Origin of the sequence: Clostridium sp., from assembly GCF_036569345.1 — a bacterium.
GTDB lineage: Bacteria > Bacillota > Clostridia > Clostridiales > Clostridiaceae > Clostridium_AD.
The window spans coordinates 59,116-82,431 of record NZ_DATCQT010000029.1 but is presented as its reverse complement, the minus strand read 5'-3'; the positions used below and the strand labels follow the sequence as shown (position 1 = coordinate 82,431).

Below are 23,316 nucleotides of genomic sequence, written 5' to 3'. Positions count from 1 at the left end.
ACACCTCTAAGGTTTATTTTTTCTCTAGTACAAGCAAATTGTAACCATCATAATTATTGTAAATTGATATTATCTTGTTGCCTTCTTTCTCTGCACTTAACGGAACATTTTTTATTGGGTCCCCATCATCTAAATAAAAACCTCTTTTTTCACCAGACTTTATTTTTGATAATTGAATCTTAACTTTCACAAAGTTTATAGGACACTTAACTCCTCTAAAATCAATAATTTCAAAGTCACTACTCTTTGAGACTTCTTCCAATGTTTCTAGTGTTACTTCCTTCGGAAGTGTTATTTCAAGTTTTCCGTTTAGTGAATCATACATTGCTTTTACTTTATTATAAAGATATTCAACCTCTAAGGCACTACTTGTTATATCAAGTACATCGCCAAGTTTATAATCAATTAGTATATCGAAAAGATTAAGTATATCTTTTTTAACATATCCTGTCTCAATAAAACTTATATTAAATTGTTTAAAAATTTCTCTATCCTTTGCTGTGTCTATTCCATTTAATATTAAAAGAGTTCGAGTTGCTGATACTGCTGCTTGGTAAAGATTTTTTGATTTTTTACCCTCTTTAAATTTTAAGAGATCACTTTCTGCATTAGATAAATCAAGTTTCATAACATCAAATACTCCAGTACTACACTCTCCAGGTCCTCTTCCCTCTATAGAGAATTTTTCACTTGCTCCCAAATCATAATATAGATCCGCATTTTCTTTAAGTGTTTCCACAATACCATATTTATTAGTTAAAACCCTTATATCCTTTTCGCTATTTTTTAAAAATTCTTCAAAACACTCATAACCGGAAGTATTTTTAAGTGCCGCTAATTCTACAAGATACTTTGGAAGCTTCTTTGCAGAAATATCCCCAAATACCTCTCCCATTTTAGCCACGCCATGTCCAACACTTCCACCAAATGAAACGGAATAAGCTGGCATTAACCCATCATCTGTTCTTTTTGCGCGTCCACTTAATCCTATCTCACCCATTTGATGTCTTCCACATGAATTAGGACATCCTGATATAAAAATTCTAGGAAGTGATGTTTTAATTTCTGTACAACATTTTTCAAATTCTTCCACTATAGCTTTTAAAAGATTTTGCGATAAACAAAGTCCTAATTGACAAGTTGATGCACCAGCACATGTTACTGAATTGTATATGTCAAACTTGGATGAAAATTCTCCTGTTATTTCAAGTAACTTCTTTGCATCCTCTTCTTTTAAATCTCTTACAAAAAAACCCTGAGTATTTGTAAGCCTTATAGATATTTTATAATTCAATTTGTTAACAAATTCTAAAATATTTTGTAGATTTTCCGCCTGTAAGGTTCCTCCTTGAGGGTGTACATACACTGAGTTATATCCTGCTTGTTTTTGATTAAATAGAACACTCTCGTAATTTTTGCTTATCTTAGTAAAATCAGTATTTTTGGTAGTCTCTTCAGCCAGTTTATTATCTATTATTAAATCAAGATCTTTACCCTCTTTTATTCTTTTTAGTTCTTCATTAAACAATTGGATGAATTTCTCTTCTCCTAATCTTTCAACAATATACCTTATTCTTGCTTTATGTTTATTACTTCTATCTCCCTCTCTTTCAAAGAGTTCCTTCATAGCCTGTACATAATAGATAACATCTTTAGTTTCTATAAAGTCTTTTAGTTTTATTGACACTTTTGGATTTCCTCCAAAGCCACCACCACCATAAACCTCAAACCCTTTTTTGCCATTAACTATCTTTGTTATAAAACCCAAATCAGATATTGTAGCGTTTGCTGTGTCTTGGGGACTGTTTGAAAAACCTATCTTATATTTTCTTGGTAGGTTCATAGTACTAGGATCTTTAAGTAAATAATTAGTAACTTCACGCACAAATGGTGTTACATCAAATATATCATCAAAAGAAACTCCAGAAAGAGGGGAACATTCAACATTTCTTACCGTGTTTCCGCCAGTCCCTTTAGTTATTATACCCACTTCTATAAGTTCCTTCATAATTTTATAAACATCTGGAAGCTGTATATTTTGAAACTGAATATCTTGCCTTGAAGTAAACCGTATCTTACCTGCTGCATATTTTTTTGAAATATCATTTATACATTGAAATTGCTTTAAAGTTATTACTCCACCAGGTATTCTAGTCCTTACCATATAGGTTTCTGAAGTTCTTTGTTCGTAAACACCCATAGAAACTCTAAATGCTTTAAATCTAATAGGGTCAAGTTCGCCACTTAAATACTTGTTTGCTTTTTCTTTAAAATCTTCTACAACTTTGTAACTATCCTCATTAATATTAATCATCTCTAATCACTCCCCTTTATGCTATTTAAAATATGTTTACTAAATAACTTGGTATTCAAGTTTAATAACCCCACTTTTGTTTATCTTAAATAAATTAAATACTTGTTCTTCTTTTTCAAGTGACAGAATTCCATAAATTACATTTGGATCATAGGCGAGTCTTATATCCTCCTCTGATGGTCTTGAGGGCGTATAAGGATGAGAATGATAATTGCCTATAAAAATCATATTTTCTTCTCTTATTATTTTTATTGTACTAAACTGCTCTTTAGGATCCATTGAAAAGTGTTCACTGCTTTTATCTAAATTTGTAAGTGGATAAATATTTTTTATAACTATTTCATCTCCACTTTTAGTTCCTGCTAAAAATCCACAGCACTCATTAGGAAATTCCAATTTTGCCTGCTCTACAATTTTTTTTAGCTCAAAGCTATCTATACTAATCATCAGTTTAGCTTTCCTGTTTTTAAATCACATGATGGATTAGCGTAGTCTATTAAAGCTGTTATAGTAGGGCTATCTCCACAAACTCCACATCTTTTATTATGATTTATTTTTATTTTCTTGAATTCCATCTTCAGTCCATCATAAGTTAGCAAATAACCTGCTAGTGTTTGCCCAAGTCCTAAAATGTATTTAATAGCCTCAGTTGCTTGAAGAGTTCCAACTACCCCTCCCATTACTCCGAGTACTCCAGCTTCTCTACAAGTTGGCACTATGCCTTCTGGTGGCGGTGTTTGAAAAATGCATCTATAACAAGGTGTATTGTTTCCCGGAATGTACGTTGTAAGTTGTCCTTGAAACCTTATTATTCCAGCATGAGAAAATGGTTTTTTAGCTAGTACACATGCATCATTTATTAGAAATTTTGCAGCAAAATTATCTGTTCCATCTATAATAAAATCATAATCCTGATCTTTTATAATGTCTAAAATATTTTCAGCAGTTGCAAATTCATTGTATGTAATTACATTTACATCGGGATTAAGTTCATTTATTGTATCTTTTCCAGATTCAACTTTAAGTTTACCTACGTCCTTAGTTTGGTGTATAATTTGTCTTTGCAGATTAGAAAGATCCACAACGTCCCCATCTACAAGTCCAATTGTGCCAACTCCTGCAGCTGCCAAATACATAGCAGCAGGTGCGCCAAGCCCACCTGTTCCAATAATTAAAACCTTTGACTCAAGTAATTTTTCTTGTCCTTCAACTCCAACCTCTGGCAATAATATATGTCTTGAGTATCTTTCAATTTGCTCATCATTAAAGTCCAAAACTTCCGCCTCCCATGAAATATAAGACTTCTATTTCGTCATTTTCCTTTAATACAGTTTCCTGGAATATATCTCTTTCTACAAATTCACCATTTAATTGAACTGAAACCATATCTGGCATTTCAACATTTTCAATTTTTAACATTTCAGTGACACTGACACCATCTTTGATTTCTTTTACTTCGCCATTAACTTTAATATTCATATTTATTCCTCCTATACTCTCAATAATTCACTTTAACTTTTTATAAATAATTATAGTGTATTCTCAATTGTTTTCTTGTAACTTACCCAAACTTGCGCTTATAATAACATCTAAAGTTAAAATTCCACCAATTTGAAGCTTTCAGTTTCCGTTTCATACAAAACCTGTATGTTTGATTTATTATACCATAGATAGTATTACATTAGTAAAAACATGTCAATAATTTTTTATTATTTTTTAATGAATTACTCATAGTCAATTCAACAAAATTTTGTTGCATTAAACTACCCTAACTACTTTCTAATGATTAACTTATTCATACTAGAATGATATATTCTTATTACATTTTCAATGAAAAAAACTATGTTAGATGCAAGAAAAAATCATTATAATTATATTAAAAATTGTATTGACAATTGATTTATTACATGATAACATACATCTAACCTATAGGTTAAGTATGCTTTCTTCTTTAAAAATTTTGTTTCATTAAATATACTTAATGCAAAAGTATATTTGTAAGAAAATCCTCTCAATTACTTCTAACGAAATAGTGAAAACTTAAGAATAAAATTTAAAAATATCAAGATTAAGTCGGTGAGGCATAACTGTGAAAGATAACCTTAATATACTAAAAAATTTAAGTAACGAAGAAAAAAAGATATTCTATTCTCTTCAAAAACACGGACCTATTTCTAAAAGTGAAATATCTATTCTATCAAATATTAAATTAACTACATTAAATTACACAATTGAACCTTTAGTAAAACATGGAATTATAGTTCAGAAATGTATAGGTGAATCTACAGGTGGGCGAAAACCAATTTTATATGACGTAAATTTACGGGAATTTTATATTATAGGTATAGATTTATCTAGAGTATATACGCAGGTAATTATTACTAATTTAAAAATGGAAATTCTATATAAAGAAATGTTTTACATGGATGCTTTTTGCTCTCCAGATGAAACTGTGAGAAGAATCGATGAGATTGTTAATAAGGCATACGTAAATCTTAGTTTAAATTATACCAAATTAGTAGGTATAGGACTCGGCACTGTTGGACCCTTAGATATAAAAAACGGAATAATGATAAGTCCTATTAATTTTAGTGCACCAGGGTGGTCTAATGTCCCTATAAGATCAATGCTAGAATCAAAATTAAAGTGTCCAATTGTATTTGAAAACGGGGTAAATGCCGCCGTTACAGGAGAATATTTTTATGGTGTTGGAAAAGGGATTGAAAATATTGCTTATTTAAATCTTGGTATTGGAATAAGAACAGGAACTGTTTTATCAGGCAAACTCATAAAAACAATAAATGATGAGGAAGATGCTTTAGGACACATGATCGTTGATATTAATGGAGAACAGTGCAAATGTGGAAACTTAGGATGCATAGAAAGTTATTCATCTATTAATGCAATAATAAAGAAGTTTTCATCAGAAGTTAAAAAAGGCAGATTTACTATCATCCGTAAAGCCTTGCAAGATATAGGTTATAGAGATATTTGTATTGCAGCAGATAAAAATGATACTTTAGCTAAAGAGATAATTAGAAATTCTGCATTAATTTTAGGCACTGGATTAGTTAATTATATAAATCTTCTAAATCCAGGATTAGTAATATTAAGTGGTCCTTTAATAATTAACTCAAAGCTATTTTATGATGAATGTATAAACATTGTATTTAAAAAATTGCATCCTGACAGAAGAAAAAAAATTATTTTCAGTAGAGGGGGATTTTTTAAAGAAAATGCAATTTCAATTGGAGCCGTGGCTCTAGTAATCGAAGACATTTAGAATAAGTATCAGTTTAAATATTTAAAAATTTTTATTTACAAAGGTAATAAAACTAATTTCAAATAGGGGGATATAAGTTGAAAAATTCAAAGGGTTTTAAATTATCAATTGTATTATTATTAGGTCTTTCATTACTTGGAGGAATAACTGGATGCTCATCAAAAAAAGCAGAAAGTGAAGCAGTTAATGTAAGGGTTGGATATTTTCCAAACATAACTCATTCACAAGCTCTTGTAGGCCGCGAACAGGGAACTTTTCAGAAGGCTGTAGGCGCAGCTAACAAAATAGATTGGAAACTATTTAATGCAGGTCCATCTGAAATAGAGGCACTTTTTGCAGGTGCTATTGATATTGGTTATATAGGACCCGGACCAGCTATTAATGGATATGCAAAATCAAAAGGAGATATTCAAATTATTGCAGGTGCAACAGATGCAGGTGCTATATTTGTATCTAGAAAAGGATTGGTTATTAAAAATTTAAAAGATTTAAGTGGTAAGAAAATTGCAGTTCCACAGTTTGGAAACACTCAAGATTTAACACTTAGAAGTATTTTATCCAAGAATGGACTTAAAGATAAAACAAAAGGTGGAACCGTTGAAATAAGTCAAGCAGCAAATGCAGATATTTTAACATTACTACAAAAGGGAGATATAGATGGTGCACTCGTGCCAGAACCTTGGGGTTCTAGACTTATTAAAGAGGCAAAAGCAAATATCATTTTAGATTATAAAGATATATTTAGAGAAGGAAAATATACTACTGCTGTTGTAGTTGTTAGAACTCAATTTTTAAAGGATCACCCACAAATTGTTGAAAATTTTATAAAAAATCATGTAGAGACAACAGATTATATTAATAAAAATCCAGGGGAAGCTAAGAAAATAGTTAATAAACAAATTACTGAATTAACTAAAAAATCAATAGCGACTGATGTTTTAGATGCTGCTTTTAAGAGATTAACAGTTACAAATAATCCAGAAAAGGACTCAGTACTCGACTTTGTTAAATCTTCAGTTAAAGAAGGTTTCTTAAAGACAGAACCAGATACAAAGGATTTATTTAACCTTACTATATTGAATAAAGTACTAAAAGATAAAGGCCTTGCTCAAATACAATAAAATTAAGTATTTCTATATATCGTTTTAAGTAATCACATAAATAACAAGGCTGTAAACTGATTGAGTTGCCAATCTATTTACAGTCTTGTTATATTTTTTATTCAATATTAACATTTATATTCAATATTTCAAAATTTCATTTTAGTTGTTTTCCTAAGAAATCTAGTGTAGACTCAATTACTTGCTCTTCCCACTCCTTTTTATCAAAAGTATGATTCGCCCCACTAATTACTTGTAACTTCGAAGACTCACCAAAATAACAAATATACTTTTGGGATGCACTTAATAGAACTACATCATCTTTTTCCCCATGAATTATAAGTGACTTTTTATCATATGCAGATGTTTTTTCATATATTCTTAGTTCTTTTATATTATCCACAAATCCCGTTCCAAGAAGTAATCCTTCAACATCAAAATAACCCAACCTTCTAAATTTCTCATAGTTACCAGCAATATAGTGCTTATCCAAAATTATTTCATCTATGTTTCCCGCAGGTGCCCATAAACATATTGTTTTTATTTCACTTTTTCTGTTTCCTGCTAACATGCTAGCAACTGCTCCTCCCATGCTCAATCCTACTATTCCTACATTATCATTATCTACAAAATCTAAGGTCCTTACGTAGTTCAAAATGTTATTTGCATCTTTAAGTTCACTACCCACAGTCATATCTATAAAATCCCCATCACTTTCGCCGCTACCAGCAAAATCAAATCTTATACTTGCTATTCCTACTTTTTCTAGTAGTCTAGAGAGCTTTACAAAGATAAAATACGGACCCATTTTATCTCCACAAAGGCCATGAAGTATTATAACTATCGGAACCTTACCATTTATATTATCTGGGACATGTAACATTCCACGAAGTTTCAATTTACCACTTTCGATTTCAACTGTTTTTTGCATTTAAATCACCTCCGTATATTTTTGTACACCTTCCCTTTTATTTTTTCATTAATCTTAAATTTTAAAATCGCATATTTTAAATATTAATAATCTAATCATTATTACAATGAATACCCAATATCAAATGCCCTTATATTTTCGTCTATCATTCTTGGGATACGTTGTTTTAATGCTTCAATAGCAAGTTCTCTTGTAATCTTTCCATCTAAAAATTTAATTATTTTACCAAATAGAATCATGTTTGCAAAAATATCATTTCCAAGCTTTTCAACAGCTAAATCTCTAGCGGGAATTGGAATTTGTATTATATTTATACTTTTATCTGGTGTAATGAATGCGGGGTCATAAATTATAATACCGCTATTCACCATTTTATAGAATTTATTATATGCAGCCTTAGATAAAGCGCAAAAAATTGTTGGTTCTTCAACAACAGGGCTATCTACCACTTCATCAGAAATAACAATTTGAGTACGAACATAACCTCCCCGAGTCTCCGTTCCATGGCTAACAAGCATAGTTGTAAATAAGCCTTCTAAAACTGAAGAAACTCCTAGTATTTGTCCAATACGAACTACTCCTTGTCCACCAAATCCACTTACTAATACTTCTGTGCGTTTAGACATGTTTAGCACCGCCTTCAATTCTATCAGTAAATTCTCTTATATTTGTTGCGAATTCCACTCTTGTATCCGTCCCATCATAATATACTCCTGTATGAAATCCTATTTTACCTTCTTTAACTTCCTCATCTTTTTTTAATGTAATCTCTTTGAACCATTTATAGCTATCTTCTGGTTTTCTACTTCCGAGTGCTCTTCCTCCAAAGTTTGTAACACATGGATAAAGGGCGTGAATTAAGGAAAAACCTTTATTTTCAATTCCTTTTTTTATACTTTCAACTGCGGATTGACCTTCAAAACTAGTATGTCTAGCTAAGAATGTAGCACCAGCATCCTTAAGAATTTTAAGTATATCAATACCATTTTGCGTCCAATTTGCCTCATTCATACCATAAGGACTACTATCGGTCTTATATCCTATAGGTGTTGTATATCCAAATTGCCCACCAGTTGATTGATATCCAAAATTATCTGCAACTATTACTGTTATATCTACATTACGCCTTGCACAATGTAATAAATGTAATAATCCAATACCAAAAGCATCACCATCACCAACAGTTAATATAATTTTCTTTTCAGGAGCTAATGCAACTCTAAGTCCTGCTGCTAATGCATACACACGTCCGTGTGTTCCTGCAAAATTGTCACCTTTCCAAGTATTAAATGTCTGTCTTCCTGCGCAACCAATTCCAGTTCCCCATACGACATCTTCTATTCCAAGATTTAATTCATCAATTGCCATAACTACTTTCTTATGAACTTGCCCTAAGCCACATCCACTACATGCGGTACTTGGTATCTTTTGTGCTCTTAGGTATTTATTTGCTAAATTATCCATTACCACGCCTCCGATTTCCATTGCTCAGTTACAATAGGTTCGTTATTTAACACATTTTTTATAACACCAATTAGTTCATTAACTGACGGAAGTTCACCACATTTCCCGAAAAAATGTACTTCACTACCGTTTGAGGTAGCCCTTTGTACTTCACGTACAAGCTGTCCCTCAAAGTTAAGTTCTACAGATAAATACTTAGTTTTTCTAGAGAATAACTTATCTTGGAAAGGCCAAATAGAAATTAATCTAATACAACCAACTTTAAGTCCTAATTCCCTAGCTTTTTTTACTGCACTTATCACAACTCTTGCAGGACTTCCATAAGCAACTAATATAAGTTCTGGATCACCATCTAGAAAATGTTCTTCGTGACGATCAATTATATCTCTATGATTTCTAATCTTATAAACCAATCTATAGGAATGCTTCATATGTGCAGCCGGATCTTCTGTATCATATCCATCCTCGGTTGGTGTCCAGTCGGAACATGCAGCCCCAGTATTATGTCCAAGTACAACTGGTGGAATATCAATTTCATCCGTTGCTGGATAAAAAACTGGTCCATAATTAACTTTTCTTTCTAAAACCTTTATTCCCATTTCATTTCTTTCTTCCTGGGTTTCTGGTATACAAAAGGATTCCCAACCATCAGTTACTAACTGATCTGCTAAAATAGTTACTGGGGTTCTAAAACGCTCTGCTAAATAAAAAGCTTCAATAGTAAGCTGGAATGCTTCTTGAACACTAGATGGTACAAGTACTATTGTTTCAAAGTTTCCTCCATGAGTTGGATATCTACTTAAATAAAATTCTCCTTGTCCTGGTGCACCAGTAATTCCACTAACTGGTCCAACCCTTTGCGCATCAATTATTACAACTGGGATTTCACAACTTATTCCCCAACCATAAGGATCTGAAAATAAGACATAACCCGGTCCTGATGTGGATGTCATTACCTTTTTACCACCCAGTGAGGCACCGAGGCACATATATAAGCCTGCAAGTTCATCTTCCGCTTGAATATAATATCCACCAACTTGTGGAAGCCTTCTTGACATATTCTCAGCAATTTCTGTTGATGGAGTTATTGGATATCCGGCATATACCTCACAGCCTGCGATTATTGCCGCCTCTGTAATCGCTGCATTTCCTGTATCAAATATTCTTTTCATATTAATCCTCCACTTTCTCTACTTTTAATGCAAAATCAGGACATGCAAAAAAACATTTATTACATCCAACACATTTATCTGCATTTACTACTTTATATGATCTATATCCTTTTTCATTGAAGTCGCTTCCTTTTTCAAAAACGTCCTTTTTACAAACAAGTTTACAATAACCACATTCCTTACACGCATTAAAATCAATTGAAACATTATATTTATTACTCATAACTGTTATAATTCCCCCTATTCATATACTTGAACACGCCAAAACCTTGTTATTTTCTCAATTGGTGCAAAAAACAATTGTTCCATTATAATCATAATTGCACCTAAGCAAATAATCGTTACAATTGTAACTGCCGTATCACCTGTGTTCCTACCTACATTTAATACAAAACCTAAGCCGTCAGGCACTCCTACAAGCTCTGCTGCAATTACTACTCTCCATGCAAATCCAAGCCCTAATTTAAATCCGCTAACAATGTATGGGATAATACTTGGAGCAATGCACCAGCGAATTACTTGCCTTAACACTGACCCTCCCAAAAATGCCTGTATTAGATGCAATAGTCCATATCAATAGTAATATGGCAATAGATAACGTAGTCTGAAACATTGGCATTAACTTCTTTTTCACTTTATCATCTCCCTAGCCAATAATTATGGCAAGAATCTTAAATCAAACAATTCTTTTTCTTTTGGAACTACCTTTAGATACCCAAGATTATGTGCCCAATCAAGGGTTTTAAAAGATCCTGGAACATCTACTTTATATGTATAATCAACACGTTTTCTTGCTTTTACTATAATAGCTTTATCTAATGATAATGCCTTTGCTATTTTGTCGTTTGCAGTAGGATCGTTATTAATAAAATCAACTGTTTTTACATAACCTGCTAAAAATGATTTTAGAAGTGCTGGATTATCATCAATAAATTTTTGACTTGCAGCTACGACATTTACAGGATATAAAGCTTTTGATCCAGTTTTTGTTTGAATTTCTTTTGCAGCGTCATATAATACTTTAATGTTAGGATCTTTACTCTCTGCTTGAGACGCAAATGGTTCCCAGGTAATTGCGGCATCAACTTGACGAGTTGCTGTAAGAGCGGTAGCCATATCAGCCGGTTTTAATCCCGATACAATTTGAATATCTTTTGGGACTTTAAGCTTACTTGATGGTAATATATAATCTCTAAGTAATGTATCCGTTACAGTACCTGGATTAGGTTCTGCTATTTTATGTCCAGCTAACTCTGCAATAGAATTTATCCCACTATCCTTTCTTGTAATGATAACATGCCCTCCACCATTAGCAGATGCAACTATCTTAAGTTCACTTCCCTTCGATTGCCACGTAGCTATTGGTGCAATTCCACAAAAGGCGATATCAATATCACCAGTAGCAAAAGCCTCCATAAGAGCAGCTCCATCAGCAAAATCTACAATTTGAACATTAATTCCTTGCTTCTTATATATTCCTTCTTCAACAGAAATATATGGTGTAATTGTTCCTAATGCTCTTATTGAACCAACTTTTATTGTTTTTGCTTTAGCTGCTTTGGTAGCTTCATTTTTCGATGACTTTTGGCATCCCATAAGTACTAAAGTTAAACTTAAAACTAAACTTACTAATAAAACAATCTTCTTTTTCATATTATTTACGCCCCCCATTTTTCTTTATTATCTTCATATATCTTTTTGAATTTTAGTCTTTGAATTTTACCATTTGGTCCTTGTGGAAATTCATTTACAAAGAATATTTCCTTAGGCACTTTAAAGTATGCTAATCTCTCTGTGCAAAAATTTATTATTTCAGATACATCTAAATCTTTGTTATTTTTCAACTTAACGTATGCTACAACTTCCTCTCCATAGAGATTATTCGGAATTCCTACAGTTGCTGCTAATTCAACTTCTGGAATCATATATAATACTTCATCGATTTCTCTTGGCGAAAACTTTTCACCAGCCCTATTAATAAGTTCTTTTTTTCGTCCTGATATAAATAAGTATCCTTCATCATCAAAATATCCTATATCTCCTGTATGGAACCATCCATCAACAAAAGCTTCTTTTGTAGCAATTTCGTTTTTATAATATCCAATTGCAATATTATCTCCTTGTACAATTATTTCTCCTTGCTTAAAAGCTGGCAGTTCATTAAGATTTTCATCAACAACCCTTAGCTCATTACCAAATCCAAAACCGACAGATCCTACCTTAGTCTTTTGTGGTGGTACTGGATTTGTTGTAATTTGACTTGCACCTTCTGATATTCCATAAGACTCAATAATTTGAACATGAAATCTATTCTGAAATTCTTCTATAACTGCTATCGGTAATGCCGCTGATGCAGATCTTGCAAATCTCATACAACTTAAATCTAACTTTTCATCTACTTCTTTTGAAAGAATAATAGACAAAATTGTTGGAACTGCACTAAACCAAGTAACACGATATTTATTTATCCATCTCCAAAACATGCTAACACTAAATTTTTCTGGCATTACTACTTTAATTCCAACAAACAGTGGTGTAATTAAAGTAACTACTAAACCATTAATATGGAAGAGTGGTAATATACAAAGAGCAATATCTTTTCTATTTAATCCATGTGCCATAGAAATGTGTTCTGCTTCAACTAGCAAATTCTCATGTGTTAGCATAACCCCTTTGGGGTTTCCTGTGGTACCTGATGTATATAGAATTAAAGCTAAATCTTTTTTGGTTAATTCATTATTATCACAATAATCATCACTTAATTGATTTATAAGTTTTATCAATACTAAGTCCCTACCTATATTTACTTTACTCACTATGTTAGTATCACTTAACATAGAATTTAAAAACTCTTCATTTGTAATAATATACTTACTATCTGAATTGACTATTAAATACTCGAGCTCTTTTTCTTTTAAGGAAATGTTAATTGGAACTACAACTCCACCGATATTTGTAATTCCGAAAAAACTAGTTGATGCTTCAATTCCATTTTTCAAAATTACAGATACTTTATCTCCCTTTTTAACTCCATTAGAAATAAGAATTTCTCCGATTTTATCGACTTCTTCTTTAAATTCATAAAAACTTATGCTTTCTTCATTTATGGGAGAAACAAGGAATATACTATTGCCACTTTTAGAAGCTCTATCATTTACTAATTCCTTTAATGTATTAAATTTCATATTCAACATTCCTCTCATCTTTATATCCATATTGTTCAAGTACATAATTTCTTATGGAAACAAATTCTTGACTTGTACGTTCTCGTGGCCTAGGCAGTTCAACTGGGACTATTGTTTTAATTTCACCAGGTGATGATGTCATAACAACAATTTTATCGGCCAAATAGACAGCTTCATCAACATCATGTGTAACAAATACTGAAGTAAAATTTTGCTTTTTCCAAAGTTTCATTAAGTCTTCTTGTAAATTCATTCTTGTAAATGCATCAAGAGCACCAAAAGGCTCGTCCATTAAAAGTATATTGGGACTCATTGCAAGAACCCTTGCGATTGCAACTCTTTGTTTCATGCCACCAGATAGTTGATGAGGATAGGATTTCTCAAACCCTCTTAGATCAACTAACTCAATATACCAAGCAACCTTTTTCCTTATTTCCTGTTTGCTTTCTTTTCTGATTTCTAACCCTAATGCTACATTTCTTTCTACTGTTAACCATGGAAATAAGGCATAATCTTGAAATACCATTCCTCTATCTTTCCCTGGTTTTGTTACAATTTTATTATCTATTTTCACATTTCCACTGTCAGCATTAATTAATCCTGCAATAATTTTAAGTAAAGTGGATTTCCCGCATCCAGAAGGTCCGAGTAAACAAATAAATTCATTATCATTCACTTCAAAAGAAACGTTATTTAATGCAATAAAATCATCTTTTTTATCAGAACTTTTGTATTTTTTAATGATATGTTTCGCTTGTATTGACAATTACTCACCTCATTTCAAATTAACAATATATTAATTTTTAATTAAAAAATTGATTATTTTAATTTCTGTTATTTTATTCGAATGATTAATACCTAGTATTCCAGTATGTTTGTTTATATATTGTTACTATATTAATACTCTTCTAAAACAATGTCAAGTATATTTTTCATTTATTTTCTTTAGATTAACATATATAACATGTTGAAGAAAAATATTGAGGTCTGAACAACTAGATCAAATAAAACAAAAAGAGTTTCAAATCAAATTATTCTGATTTGAAACTCTTTTCATTATCCATAAAATTTAAATTCATTAGTGTGTTGGACTATAATTTTTAGTCTTAATTTTTATTAGTATGTTGCTAAATCATCATCCTTTATATCAGAAATAAACATACATCCGGGAGCATGAGTTATTACAAACTCTGGTTTGACATTCATTACTACTGCCTGTGGTGTAACACCACACGCCCAGAATACGGGCACCTCTCCCTCTTTGATTGTTACAGGATCTCCAAAATCCGGTTTTGATATGTCTTTTATACCAATTTTTTCTGGATCTCCTATATGTATTGGTGACCCGTGAACCCTAGGGAACCTTCCTGTAATGGCGACAGCTTTTTCAACCAACTCTTTTTTTATTGGTCTCATACTTACAACAGTAGGTCCATTAAAAATTCCAGCTGGATTGCATTCTATATTTGTTATATACATAGGAACATTACAATTCTCTTCAATATGTCGTATACTAATTTCTGCATCTGACAGCGCCTTTTCAAAGGTAAAACTACAGCCAAGAAGAAAAGAGACCAAATCCTCAGACCACAAATTTAAGATATTATTCACTTCTTCAACCAATATTCCATCCCGGTAAACGCGATATTTGGGTATATCTGTACGGATATCTGCCGTAGGAGCGATCATACTAGGTGTGAATTTTCCAGGTTCACAAATATCTAAAATAGGGCAAGGTTTTGGATTTCGCTGACAGAATATAAGAAAATCCATTGCATATTTAGCAGGTAATATCACCAGATTGGCCTGAGTATATCCATAAGCTAGACCTGGTGTAGGCCCTGTCCAGTTTTCAAGTCTTATTTCGTTCCTAGCCTGTTCTCCATTATTAAACTTCACTATTACCCTCTCCTTTAATTAATTTCTTCTACTATCCATTGTAACATAGAAAATAATTTTTCATATTATTTCATATACCCACCCTTCACTCTCATTGTTTTTCTGTTAAAATAACTAAAACACGTTTAGCAAGTTGTGCAAAATAATTCGCACCTGGCAGAAGTGCGCCATCATCTACTGTAAATTTAGGATGATGAAGTGAATATGACATACCTGTACCAATATTTACAAATGCACCTGGTATTTGCTCCTGATAAAAAGCAAAGTCTTCACCAATTAGTGTTTGTGGGAGTTCTACAATTTTAAATCCCTGTTCTTTTGCTACCTCTAATGCTACAGACGTCCACTCACCCGAGTTATTTGTTGCTGGTGGTCCGGAGTACCATTTAAACTCAGCAGTTGCACCAAATGAGTCAGCCATTCCTTTAACTATTTGTCTCATTCTTTTAGGAATAAACTCACGAGTTTCAGCATTAACTGATCTTACAGTGCCTTCAAGATAAGCTGTAGTGGGAATTACGTTCCATGTATTCCCACTGTCCAAGTGAGTAACACTAATAAGTGCTTGATCAAATGCACTAACATTACGACTTACAATTGTTTGTAAAGCCGTAATTATATGGGCTGCAACAATAATTGGATCTATTCCCTTTTCCGGTGATGACGCATGTGTCCCCACACCAACAATTTTAATCTCAAATCTATCAACCGCTGCAGTCATAGATCCCGCATGTGTTCCAAAACTACCTACTGCTAAATCTGGTGCGCTATGCAATCCAAATATAGCATCAACACCAGATAATGCTCCTGTTTCTAAAACATTTGTTGCACCCTTTCCTATTTCTTCAGCTGGTTGAAATATAAAACGTACCGTCCCAGATAATGTTGACTCTTGCTCTTTTAATAAATAAGCTGCACCTAAAATAACAGTTGTATGAAAATCATGACCACAAGCATGCATTTTACCAAAAACTTCAGATTTATAATCTAAATCTGTTTCTTCATTAATAGGTAACGCATCAATATCCCCTCGAATTGCAATAATAGGACCTTTATTAAATCCTGTTACTTCTGCAACTAATCCTGTTGATAAGGGTAACTCAAGTATACGAATTTGAGCCTCGTTTAATAGTTCACGTAAAGTCTTCGTTGTGTTAAATTCCTCATTTGATAACTCTGGGTGTTTATGAAAATTATGACGTACTTCTATTAGTTTTTCTTCCAATTTATTAATAATTTTTAACATTGCCTCATTCTGCATGTAATTATACCCCTTTACTTTATTTAAGCGCATCTACAATTTATTGGTGTACCTCTGATATTTTATAAGATTTGAATCCTTCTTTACCTGTAAAATATATTATACATGGTTTAGCACTCTCTTCATAGATAATTTTAGGATGTAGATCATCTCTATGCACAACTTATATATAGTTTATGTATAACCCACTTAATATAATCATTTAGTCATATGGTAGCCACAACAATAGTTTTACATCAATAAAAAAGGGTTATAAGCCTCAAAACTTATAACCTTTTCTTTAAATATTACGTTTAATCCTAAATAACGTCGACTTTATTAACTAATTTTCCTATATTTTCAATATAGCATTCCACAACATCTCCATTTTTTAAAACTTTAGGAGGAACAAATCCCATCCCAACACCGCTTGGGGTTCCGCTACAAATTATATCACCGGGTTTTAATGTTAATCCTTTTGACAAATCACTAATAATATATGGTATATCGAAAATCAAACTTTTCGTATTTGAGTTCTGTCTTAATTCTCCATTTATTCTGCACTGAATATTTAACTCAACAGGAAATTTAATTTCATTTTTATGTACAATGTACGGACCCATAGGACAAAATGTGTCTAAACTTTTTCCTTTAAACCACTGTGTATGTTTTCCTTGCAAATCTCTGGCTGAAACATCGTTAACTATTGTATATCCAAAAATATATTCTTCTACTTTCTCAGGTTTAATATTCCTACCTTCCTTCCCAATTACTATAGCTAGCTCAACTTCATAGTCTACTTGAGTCGTAACATCATAGGAAAATTTAATAGAATCTCCATTGCCGATTGCTGGAGATGCGACCTTAGTAAAATATATAGGAAAATCTGGAATCCCTGTATCTGTTATTTTAGTCATTTTAATTTCTTTTGCATGTTCTACATAATTTTTACCAAGGCAAAATATATTTCTTTTTGGATTTGGTATTGGTGCAAGTAATTTAACTGAATTTAATAGTATACCGTCAAAATCATTTCTATTTATGGCAGCTTGAACCTTATCACTTGTACTATCATCAAACTCTTCTATTAGCTGGATCATAGAACTAACATTATTTTTACCTATAGAATTAAATATATCATTAATAGGTATAACTTTTTCTCCAATAATAATTCCTACTTTTTCTTCACTTTCATTAATATATGTAACTAATTTCATCGTTTAAACGCCCCTTCTCATATCTTATATAATTGCCAACTAAGTATTAATAGAAGTATAACAATAATTAACAAAAAAGTCCTTTTATTTTTATAAAAAATAGACCAACTTAATTAAATTAAGTTGGTCTATTACTATTAAATTTTATATATAATCATTTATCATAACGAAGTGCATCTCGACCTTCAGCACCATTGCTTATTCTGATAATATTTTTTACATCATAAACAAATATTTTTCCATCACCCATTTTACCTGTATGAAGCACTTTTTTTGCGATTTCTACAACCAAGTCCACAGGAACATCACAAACCACTACTTCTACTTTTATTTTAGGAAGAAGATTAATATCTAAAGCGAGTCCTCGATAAAATTCTTTATGACCCTTTTGCATTCCACATCCTAAAACGTTAGATACAGTCATGCCACTAATACCAATTGCATTTAGAGCTTCCTTCAATTCATCAAATTTACTTGAAGAAGTAATAATCTCTATCTTTGAAAACTTTTGGTCCATGCACTTACCCCCTTTTATTTTAAAATAAATACTTTAGTGAGTTAAATATCTATCCCACCATAAGCCTCTTCCCCATGTAAAGAAACATCTAATCCGTCCATTTCTTCTTCACTTGTTACTCTTAAACTCATAAATTTACTTATCACTTTTAATATAATAAAGGTCATTATTGCTGAATATGCAATAGTTGATACAATTGCTATCAGTTGAATTTCTACTAATTTAATATTACCATATATTAATCCATTTGTACCAGCAGAATTTATAGCCTTTGAAGCAAAAATACCAGTAGCTATTGACCCCCAAATTCCTCCAATTCCATGACACCCAAAAGCATCTAATGAATCATCGTATCCGAGTCTTTGTTTAACTACCGTTACGCTAAAGAAACATAACGCTCCAGCAATTCCGCCTATTAATATTGATGTCATAGGGCTTACAAACCCTGCACCTGGAGTTATTGCTACAAGTCCTGCAACCATACCGCTTGCAATTCCCAGGGACGTAACTTTTTTTCTAACAACTACCTCGCATGTACTCCAAGCTATAATTCCAGCAGCAGCAGCCGTATTAGTTGTAATAAATGCATTTAACGCTACACCGTTTATTGCTAGTGCGCTCCCAGCATTAAATCCAAACCATCCAAACCACAAAATTCCGGCGCCTATCATTGTCATAGGAATATTATGAGGAGTAATTGTTTTTAGTTTTTTTCTCTTCCCTATTACTAGGGCTGCAACGAGTGCTGATATACCTGAACTTATTTCCACAACATATCCACCTGCAAAATCTAATACTCCTAAATTTCTAAGCCACCCGCCAGCACCCCATACCCAGTGTGCAATTGGGTCGTAAACTATTATTGACCATAGTAAAATGAATACCGAAAACGCAAAAAATTTCATTCTCTCAGCAATTGCTCCTGAAATTATGGCAGGAGTAATTATTGCAAACATAAGTTGAAATAACATAAATACTGATTGTGGAATCGTAGCTGCATAATTAGCGTTTGGAAGAAATCCCACTCCTCGTAATCCAAAAAATTGAAAATTACCAATAAACCCGGCAAAATCTTTTCCGAAACATAATGTATACCCAATTAATACCCATTGAATTGATACAATTGCCATTGCCGCATAACTGTGTACTGTAATGCTAAGTACATTTTTTCTTCTTACCATTCCTCCATAAAATAATGCTAATCCTGGTGTCATTAACATTACTAATGTTGTTGCAAAAATTATAAATGATGTATCTGCAGCATTCACTGCGTTCATAAAAATTCCTCCTAAATAAATATTATTATTAGATGAGAGAAATTTACATTGCAGTTACAATGAATTTAAACTTACCAATAAACGTCATTTTACTTAATATTACGACAAAAGTCAAGTTTTTTTGTTCTATTAACTTAGTCTTAGAACTAACATTAGTTTTACCTATAGCATTAAAAAACAGACTAACTTAATAAAATTAAGTTAGTCTGTTACTATTAAATTCTAAAATTATTTATCATAACGAAGAGAATCTCGTCCCTCTGCTCCATTGCTAATTCTGATAATATTTTTCACGTCATAAATGAATATTTTCCCATCACCCATTTTTCCTGTGTGCAATACCTTTTTTGCTGTTTCTACAACCAAATCTACAGGTACATCGCAAACAACTATTTCTATTTTTATTTTAGGTAGAAGATTAATATCTAAAGCGAGTCCTCGATAAAATTCTTTATGTCCCTTTTGAATTCCACATCCTAAAACGTTAGATACTGTCATGCCACTAATACCAATTGCGTTTAATGCTTCCTTTAATTCATCGAATTTACTTGAAGATGTAATAATATCTATCTTTGAAAATTTTTCTTCCATACTCGTACCCCCCTCTATTTTATTAAATATCTATTCCACCGTAAGCTTCTTCACCATGTTGAGAAACATCTAATCCATCACTTTCTTCATCTGCTGTTACTCTTAAACTCATAAATTTGCCTAGCACCTTTAATATAATAAAGGTCATTATTGCTGAGTATGCAATAGTTGCTACAATAGCTATTAATTGAATTCCTAACAACTTAATATTACCATGTATTAACCCATTTGCACCCGCAGAATTTATAGCTTTTGAAGCAAAAATTCCAGTAGCTATTCCTCCCCAAATTCCTCCAATTCCATGACAACCAAATGCATCTAATGCGTCATCATATCCGAATTTCAATTTAACTACCGTTACACTGAAGAAACATATTACACCGCCAACTCCACCAATTAACATGGAAGATAAAGGGCTTACAAAACCTGCGCCCGGTGTTATTGCTACAAGTCCTACAACTATACCACTTGCAAGACCGAGTGACGTAACTTTCTTTCTAATAATTAGCTCACATAAACACCAAGTTAAGGCTGCAGCAGCAGCAGAAGTGTTAGTTGTAATAAATGCATTAAGTGCTACACCATTTACTGCTAATGCGCTTCCTGCATTAAATCCAAACCATCCAAACCACAAAATTCCAGCTCCAAGAAGTGTCATAGGAAGATTATGTGGAGTAATTGATTTTAATTTTTTTCTTTTCCCTATTACAAGTGCTACAACAAGTGCAGAAATACCTGAACTTATATGAACAACATTTCCACCTGCAAAATCTAAAGCTCCTAAATTTCTAAGCCATCCACCCGCACCCCATACCCAGTGTGCAATTGGGTCATAAACTAATGTTGTCCATACTAAAATGAAAACCGCAAATGCAAGAAACTTCATTCGCTCAGCTATTGCTCCTGAAATTAAAGCCGGAGTAATTATCGCAAACATAAGCTGAAATAACATAAATACTGATTGTGGAATTGTAGCTGCATAATCAGGGTTTGGTAGAAACCCAACACCGTGCAAGCCAAAGAATTGAAAATTTCCTATAATTCCAGCAAAATCTTTTCCGAAACATAAAGTATAACCTATTAGTACCCATTGAAGTGAAACAATCACCATTGCTGCATAACTGTGCACTGTAGTACTTAGTACATTTTTTCTTCTCACCATTCCACCATAAAATAAGGCTAATCCTGGCGTCATTAACATTACTAATGCTGTTGCAAAAATGATAAATGATGTATCAGCAGTATTTATTGCGTTCATAATAATTCCCCCTAATTAAATATTATTCCTTGGATATTAAAAATTCTTATATGGCCACTATGAATTTTCTCTTACCGTTAAAAATCATTTTACTAACTTTTTGAACAAATGTCAAGCTTTTAAATTGCCTCTTTTTAGTATCAACTTCAGTTATATCTATTTAAAATGCAGTGTTTACGGTGTGTAACCATTTTCATTTGTAAAATTTTATTTATTTTTAGAAAAACAGTATATTGCATGCAATTATAAATTTCATGTCATTATTTTATATAAAAGAGAGATAAACCAAAATAATTAAGTTGATCTCTTTTATAAGTTTCTCATTATATAACTCCAGTTAATTTTCAAACCTCACCTTTTACTATATGTAAACGAATTCAAGTTGAAAATAGCTAATGATAATGATAAAATATACTTATAACATACTTTATTAAGATAAAATTGAGTCGAGCTAAAAATATTACTATTAAAAGTTAAATTCAGTTTTATATTTGAATTGAAAGGAGCGACATAAATGGATTTATTATTAGGTTTAACGGAGCAAGTAATTAAAAAAAATCCAAACGAACCAGAATTCCATCAGGCTGTAAAAGAAATACTAGCATATTTAGAACCGGTGGCAAAAAAACATCCTGAGTGGATAAAGGCTGGAATATTTGATAGAATTGTAGAACCAGAAAGACAAATTATTTTTAGGGTATCATGGATAGATGACAATGGAGTTGTAAAAGTGAACAGAGGCTTCCGTGTCCAATTTAATAGTGCTATAGGACCTTATAAGGGTGGTCTTAGGCTTCATCCGTCAGTTAATTTAAGTATTATTAAATTTCTTGGTTTTGAACAAATCTTTAAAAACTCTCTAACTGGACTTCCAATAGGTGGCGCCAAGGGCGGAAGTGATTTCGATCCTAAAGGAAAATCTGATATGGAAGTAATGAGATTTTGTCAGAGTTTTATGACTGAACTTTCAAAGCATATCGGAGCTGATACTGATATACCCGCTGGTGACATGGGTGTTGGTGCCCGTGAGATTGGTTACATGTATGGCCAATATAAAAGGCTTAAAAACGAGTTTACAGGTGTATTAACAGGCAAAGGTCTCCCTTATGGTGGAAGCCTTGCGCGAAGAGAAGCTACAGGATATGGTATGTGTTATTTTGTTAAAGAAATGCTTAAAGCTTGTGGAGATTCTTTTAAAAATAAAACTGTTGTAATTTCTGGTTCAGGTAATGTTGCAATATATGGAGCTGAAAAAGCTATCCAATTAGGAGCAAATGTGGTTGCATTAAGTGATTCTAATGGATATATATATGATGCTTCTGGGATTAATCTAAATACGGTTAAAAATATTAAAGAAGTTAATAGAGAAAGAATAAGTGAATATGTTAAATACCATACAGATTCAGAATATCATGAAGGATGCTCTGGAATTTGGACAATAAAGTGTGATATTGCACTTCCTTGTGCTACTCAAAATGAAATAGATGTAGCATCAGCAAAAATTCTTGTATCAAATGGATGTATCGCAGTTGGGGAAGGCGCAAATATGCCATCAACTCCAGAAGCAATTGAGGTATTCTTAAAAAGCAACATACTTTTTGGACCTGCTAAAGCAGTAAATGCAGGTGGTGTTGCTACTTCGGCTCTTGAAATGTCACAAAATAGCATGAGATACTCATGGTCATTTGAAGAAGTTGATTCTAAATTAAGATCTATAATGTCAGACATTTATAAAAATGCAAGCAATGCTGCAAATGAATATGGATTTGAAGGTAATTTAATTGCTGGCGCTAATATCGCTGGATTTATTAAGGTAGCAAATGCTATGTATTCTCAAGGAATAGCATATTAATATTCATACTAAAATT

23 protein-coding genes are annotated in these 23,316 nt (G+C 32.3%); 3 read left to right on the top strand and 20 right to left on the bottom strand.

The genetic code is table 11. The features are described from left to right. Positions 1-13 precede the first annotated feature (13 nt). From VIM70_RS02635 to thiS, 4 genes are read right to left on the bottom strand one after another with little or no spacing between them, the layout of a single operon-like run. The gene (locus tag VIM70_RS02635; RefSeq protein WP_331943865.1) at positions 14-2,314 is read right to left on the bottom strand and encodes a sulfurtransferase TusA family protein; all 2,301 of its coding nucleotides are present in this window, start codon (positions 2,312-2,314) and stop codon (positions 14-16) included. Positions 2,315-2,353: 39 nt separating this feature from the next. After that, positions 2,354-2,761, bottom strand: coding sequence for a M67 family metallopeptidase (locus tag VIM70_RS02630; RefSeq protein WP_331943863.1), 408 nt, complete (start codon positions 2,759-2,761; stop codon positions 2,354-2,356). Beyond that, positions 2,761-3,588, bottom strand: a complete 828-nt coding sequence (locus VIM70_RS02625) for a molybdopterin-synthase adenylyltransferase MoeB (RefSeq protein ID WP_331943861.1) — start codon at positions 3,586-3,588, stop codon at positions 2,761-2,763. The genes VIM70_RS02630 and VIM70_RS02625 overlap by 1 nt, the downstream gene beginning before the upstream one ends. Beyond that, positions 3,578-3,793, bottom strand: a complete 216-nt coding sequence (thiS, locus tag VIM70_RS02620) for a sulfur carrier protein ThiS (RefSeq protein WP_331943859.1) — start codon at positions 3,791-3,793, stop codon at positions 3,578-3,580. Before thiS ends, VIM70_RS02625 begins: the two co-directional genes overlap by 11 nt. A gap of 610 nt (positions 3,794-4,403) precedes the next feature. Between thiS and VIM70_RS02615 the strand changes: the two genes are divergently transcribed. Continuing rightward, positions 4,404-5,597 (top strand): ROK family transcriptional regulator, encoded by a 1,194-nt coding sequence (locus tag VIM70_RS02615; protein WP_331943857.1) that lies wholly within the window; start codon positions 4,404-4,406, stop codon positions 5,595-5,597. Positions 5,598-5,674: 77 nt separating this feature from the next. Further along, on the top strand, positions 5,675-6,718 hold the full coding sequence (locus VIM70_RS02610; RefSeq protein WP_331943855.1) for an aliphatic sulfonate ABC transporter substrate-binding protein: 1,044 nt from the start codon (positions 5,675-5,677) through the stop codon (positions 6,716-6,718). Positions 6,719-6,854: 136 nt separating this feature from the next. On the opposite strand, the gene VIM70_RS02605 is transcribed toward VIM70_RS02610, so the two are convergent. From VIM70_RS02605 to VIM70_RS02530, 16 genes are all read right to left on the bottom strand, one after another. Continuing rightward, on the bottom strand, positions 6,855-7,628 hold the full coding sequence (locus VIM70_RS02605; RefSeq protein WP_331943853.1) for an alpha/beta hydrolase: 774 nt from the start codon (positions 7,626-7,628) through the stop codon (positions 6,855-6,857). 101 nt (positions 7,629-7,729) lie between these two features. Continuing rightward, positions 7,730-8,254, bottom strand: coding sequence for a 2-oxoacid:acceptor oxidoreductase family protein (locus VIM70_RS02600; RefSeq protein WP_331943851.1), 525 nt, complete (start codon positions 8,252-8,254; stop codon positions 7,730-7,732). After that, positions 8,247-9,092, bottom strand: coding sequence for a thiamine pyrophosphate-dependent enzyme (locus VIM70_RS02595; RefSeq protein ID WP_331943849.1), 846 nt, complete (start codon positions 9,090-9,092; stop codon positions 8,247-8,249). The genes VIM70_RS02600 and VIM70_RS02595 overlap by 8 nt, the downstream gene beginning before the upstream one ends. Continuing rightward, positions 9,092-10,264 carry a 2-oxoglutarate ferredoxin oxidoreductase subunit alpha gene (locus VIM70_RS02590; RefSeq protein WP_331943847.1) on the bottom strand — a complete coding sequence of 391 codons (1,173 nt, stop codon included), beginning with the start codon at positions 10,262-10,264 and terminating at the stop codon, positions 9,092-9,094. Before VIM70_RS02590 ends, VIM70_RS02595 begins: the two co-directional genes overlap by 1 nt. A 1-nt stretch (position 10,265) precedes the next feature. Continuing rightward, positions 10,266-10,487 carry a 4Fe-4S dicluster domain-containing protein gene (locus tag VIM70_RS02585; RefSeq protein WP_331943845.1) on the bottom strand — a complete coding sequence of 74 codons (222 nt, stop codon included), beginning with the start codon at positions 10,485-10,487 and terminating at the stop codon, positions 10,266-10,268. A gap of 17 nt (positions 10,488-10,504) precedes the next feature. Further along, positions 10,505-10,795 carry an ABC transporter permease gene (locus tag VIM70_RS02580; protein WP_331943843.1) on the bottom strand — a complete coding sequence of 97 codons (291 nt, stop codon included), beginning with the start codon at positions 10,793-10,795 and terminating at the stop codon, positions 10,505-10,507. 126 nt (positions 10,796-10,921) lie between these two features. Further along, entirely contained in the window at positions 10,922-11,917 is a 996-nt protein-coding gene (locus tag VIM70_RS02575) for an ABC transporter substrate-binding protein (protein ID WP_331943841.1), read from the bottom strand. Between the two features lie 5 nt (positions 11,918-11,922). Beyond that, positions 11,923-13,449, bottom strand: a complete 1,527-nt coding sequence (locus tag VIM70_RS02570; protein WP_331943839.1) for an AMP-binding protein — start codon at positions 13,447-13,449, stop codon at positions 11,923-11,925. After that, a complete protein-coding gene (locus tag VIM70_RS02565) occupies positions 13,439-14,215 on the bottom strand; it encodes an ABC transporter ATP-binding protein (protein ID WP_331943837.1) in 777 nt (258 codons plus the stop codon). Before VIM70_RS02565 ends, VIM70_RS02570 begins: the two co-directional genes overlap by 11 nt. Positions 14,216-14,565: 350 nt before the next feature. Then, positions 14,566-15,351, bottom strand: coding sequence for a putative hydro-lyase (locus VIM70_RS02560; RefSeq protein ID WP_333783841.1), 786 nt, complete (start codon positions 15,349-15,351; stop codon positions 14,566-14,568). 88 nt (positions 15,352-15,439) lie between these two features. Beyond that, positions 15,440-16,609, bottom strand: a complete 1,170-nt coding sequence (locus VIM70_RS02555) for an amidohydrolase (RefSeq protein WP_331943833.1) — start codon at positions 16,607-16,609, stop codon at positions 15,440-15,442. Positions 16,610-16,908: 299 nt separating this feature from the next. Then, positions 16,909-17,805, bottom strand: coding sequence for a fumarylacetoacetate hydrolase family protein (locus VIM70_RS02550; RefSeq protein ID WP_331943831.1), 897 nt, complete (start codon positions 17,803-17,805; stop codon positions 16,909-16,911). A 154-nt stretch (positions 17,806-17,959) separates the two neighbouring features. Continuing rightward, on the bottom strand, positions 17,960-18,322 hold the full coding sequence (locus VIM70_RS02545; protein ID WP_331943829.1) for a P-II family nitrogen regulator: 363 nt from the start codon (positions 18,320-18,322) through the stop codon (positions 17,960-17,962). Positions 18,323-18,363: 41 nt separating this feature from the next. Continuing rightward, a complete protein-coding gene (locus VIM70_RS02540) occupies positions 18,364-19,599 on the bottom strand; it encodes an ammonium transporter (protein ID WP_331943827.1) in 1,236 nt (411 codons plus the stop codon). A 228-nt stretch (positions 19,600-19,827) separates the two neighbouring features. Further along, positions 19,828-20,190 (bottom strand): P-II family nitrogen regulator, encoded by a 363-nt coding sequence (locus VIM70_RS02535; RefSeq protein WP_331943825.1) that lies wholly within the window; start codon positions 20,188-20,190, stop codon positions 19,828-19,830. Between the two features lie 22 nt (positions 20,191-20,212). Next, complete coding sequence (locus VIM70_RS02530; protein WP_331943823.1) at positions 20,213-21,448, bottom strand: ammonium transporter; 1,236 nt, start codon at positions 21,446-21,448, stop codon at positions 20,213-20,215. Between the two features lie 514 nt (positions 21,449-21,962). Between VIM70_RS02530 and gdhA the strand changes: the two genes are divergently transcribed. After that, entirely contained in the window at positions 21,963-23,300 is a 1,338-nt protein-coding gene (gdhA, locus tag VIM70_RS02525; protein ID WP_331943821.1) for an NADP-specific glutamate dehydrogenase, read from the top strand. Positions 23,301-23,316 lie beyond the last annotated feature (16 nt).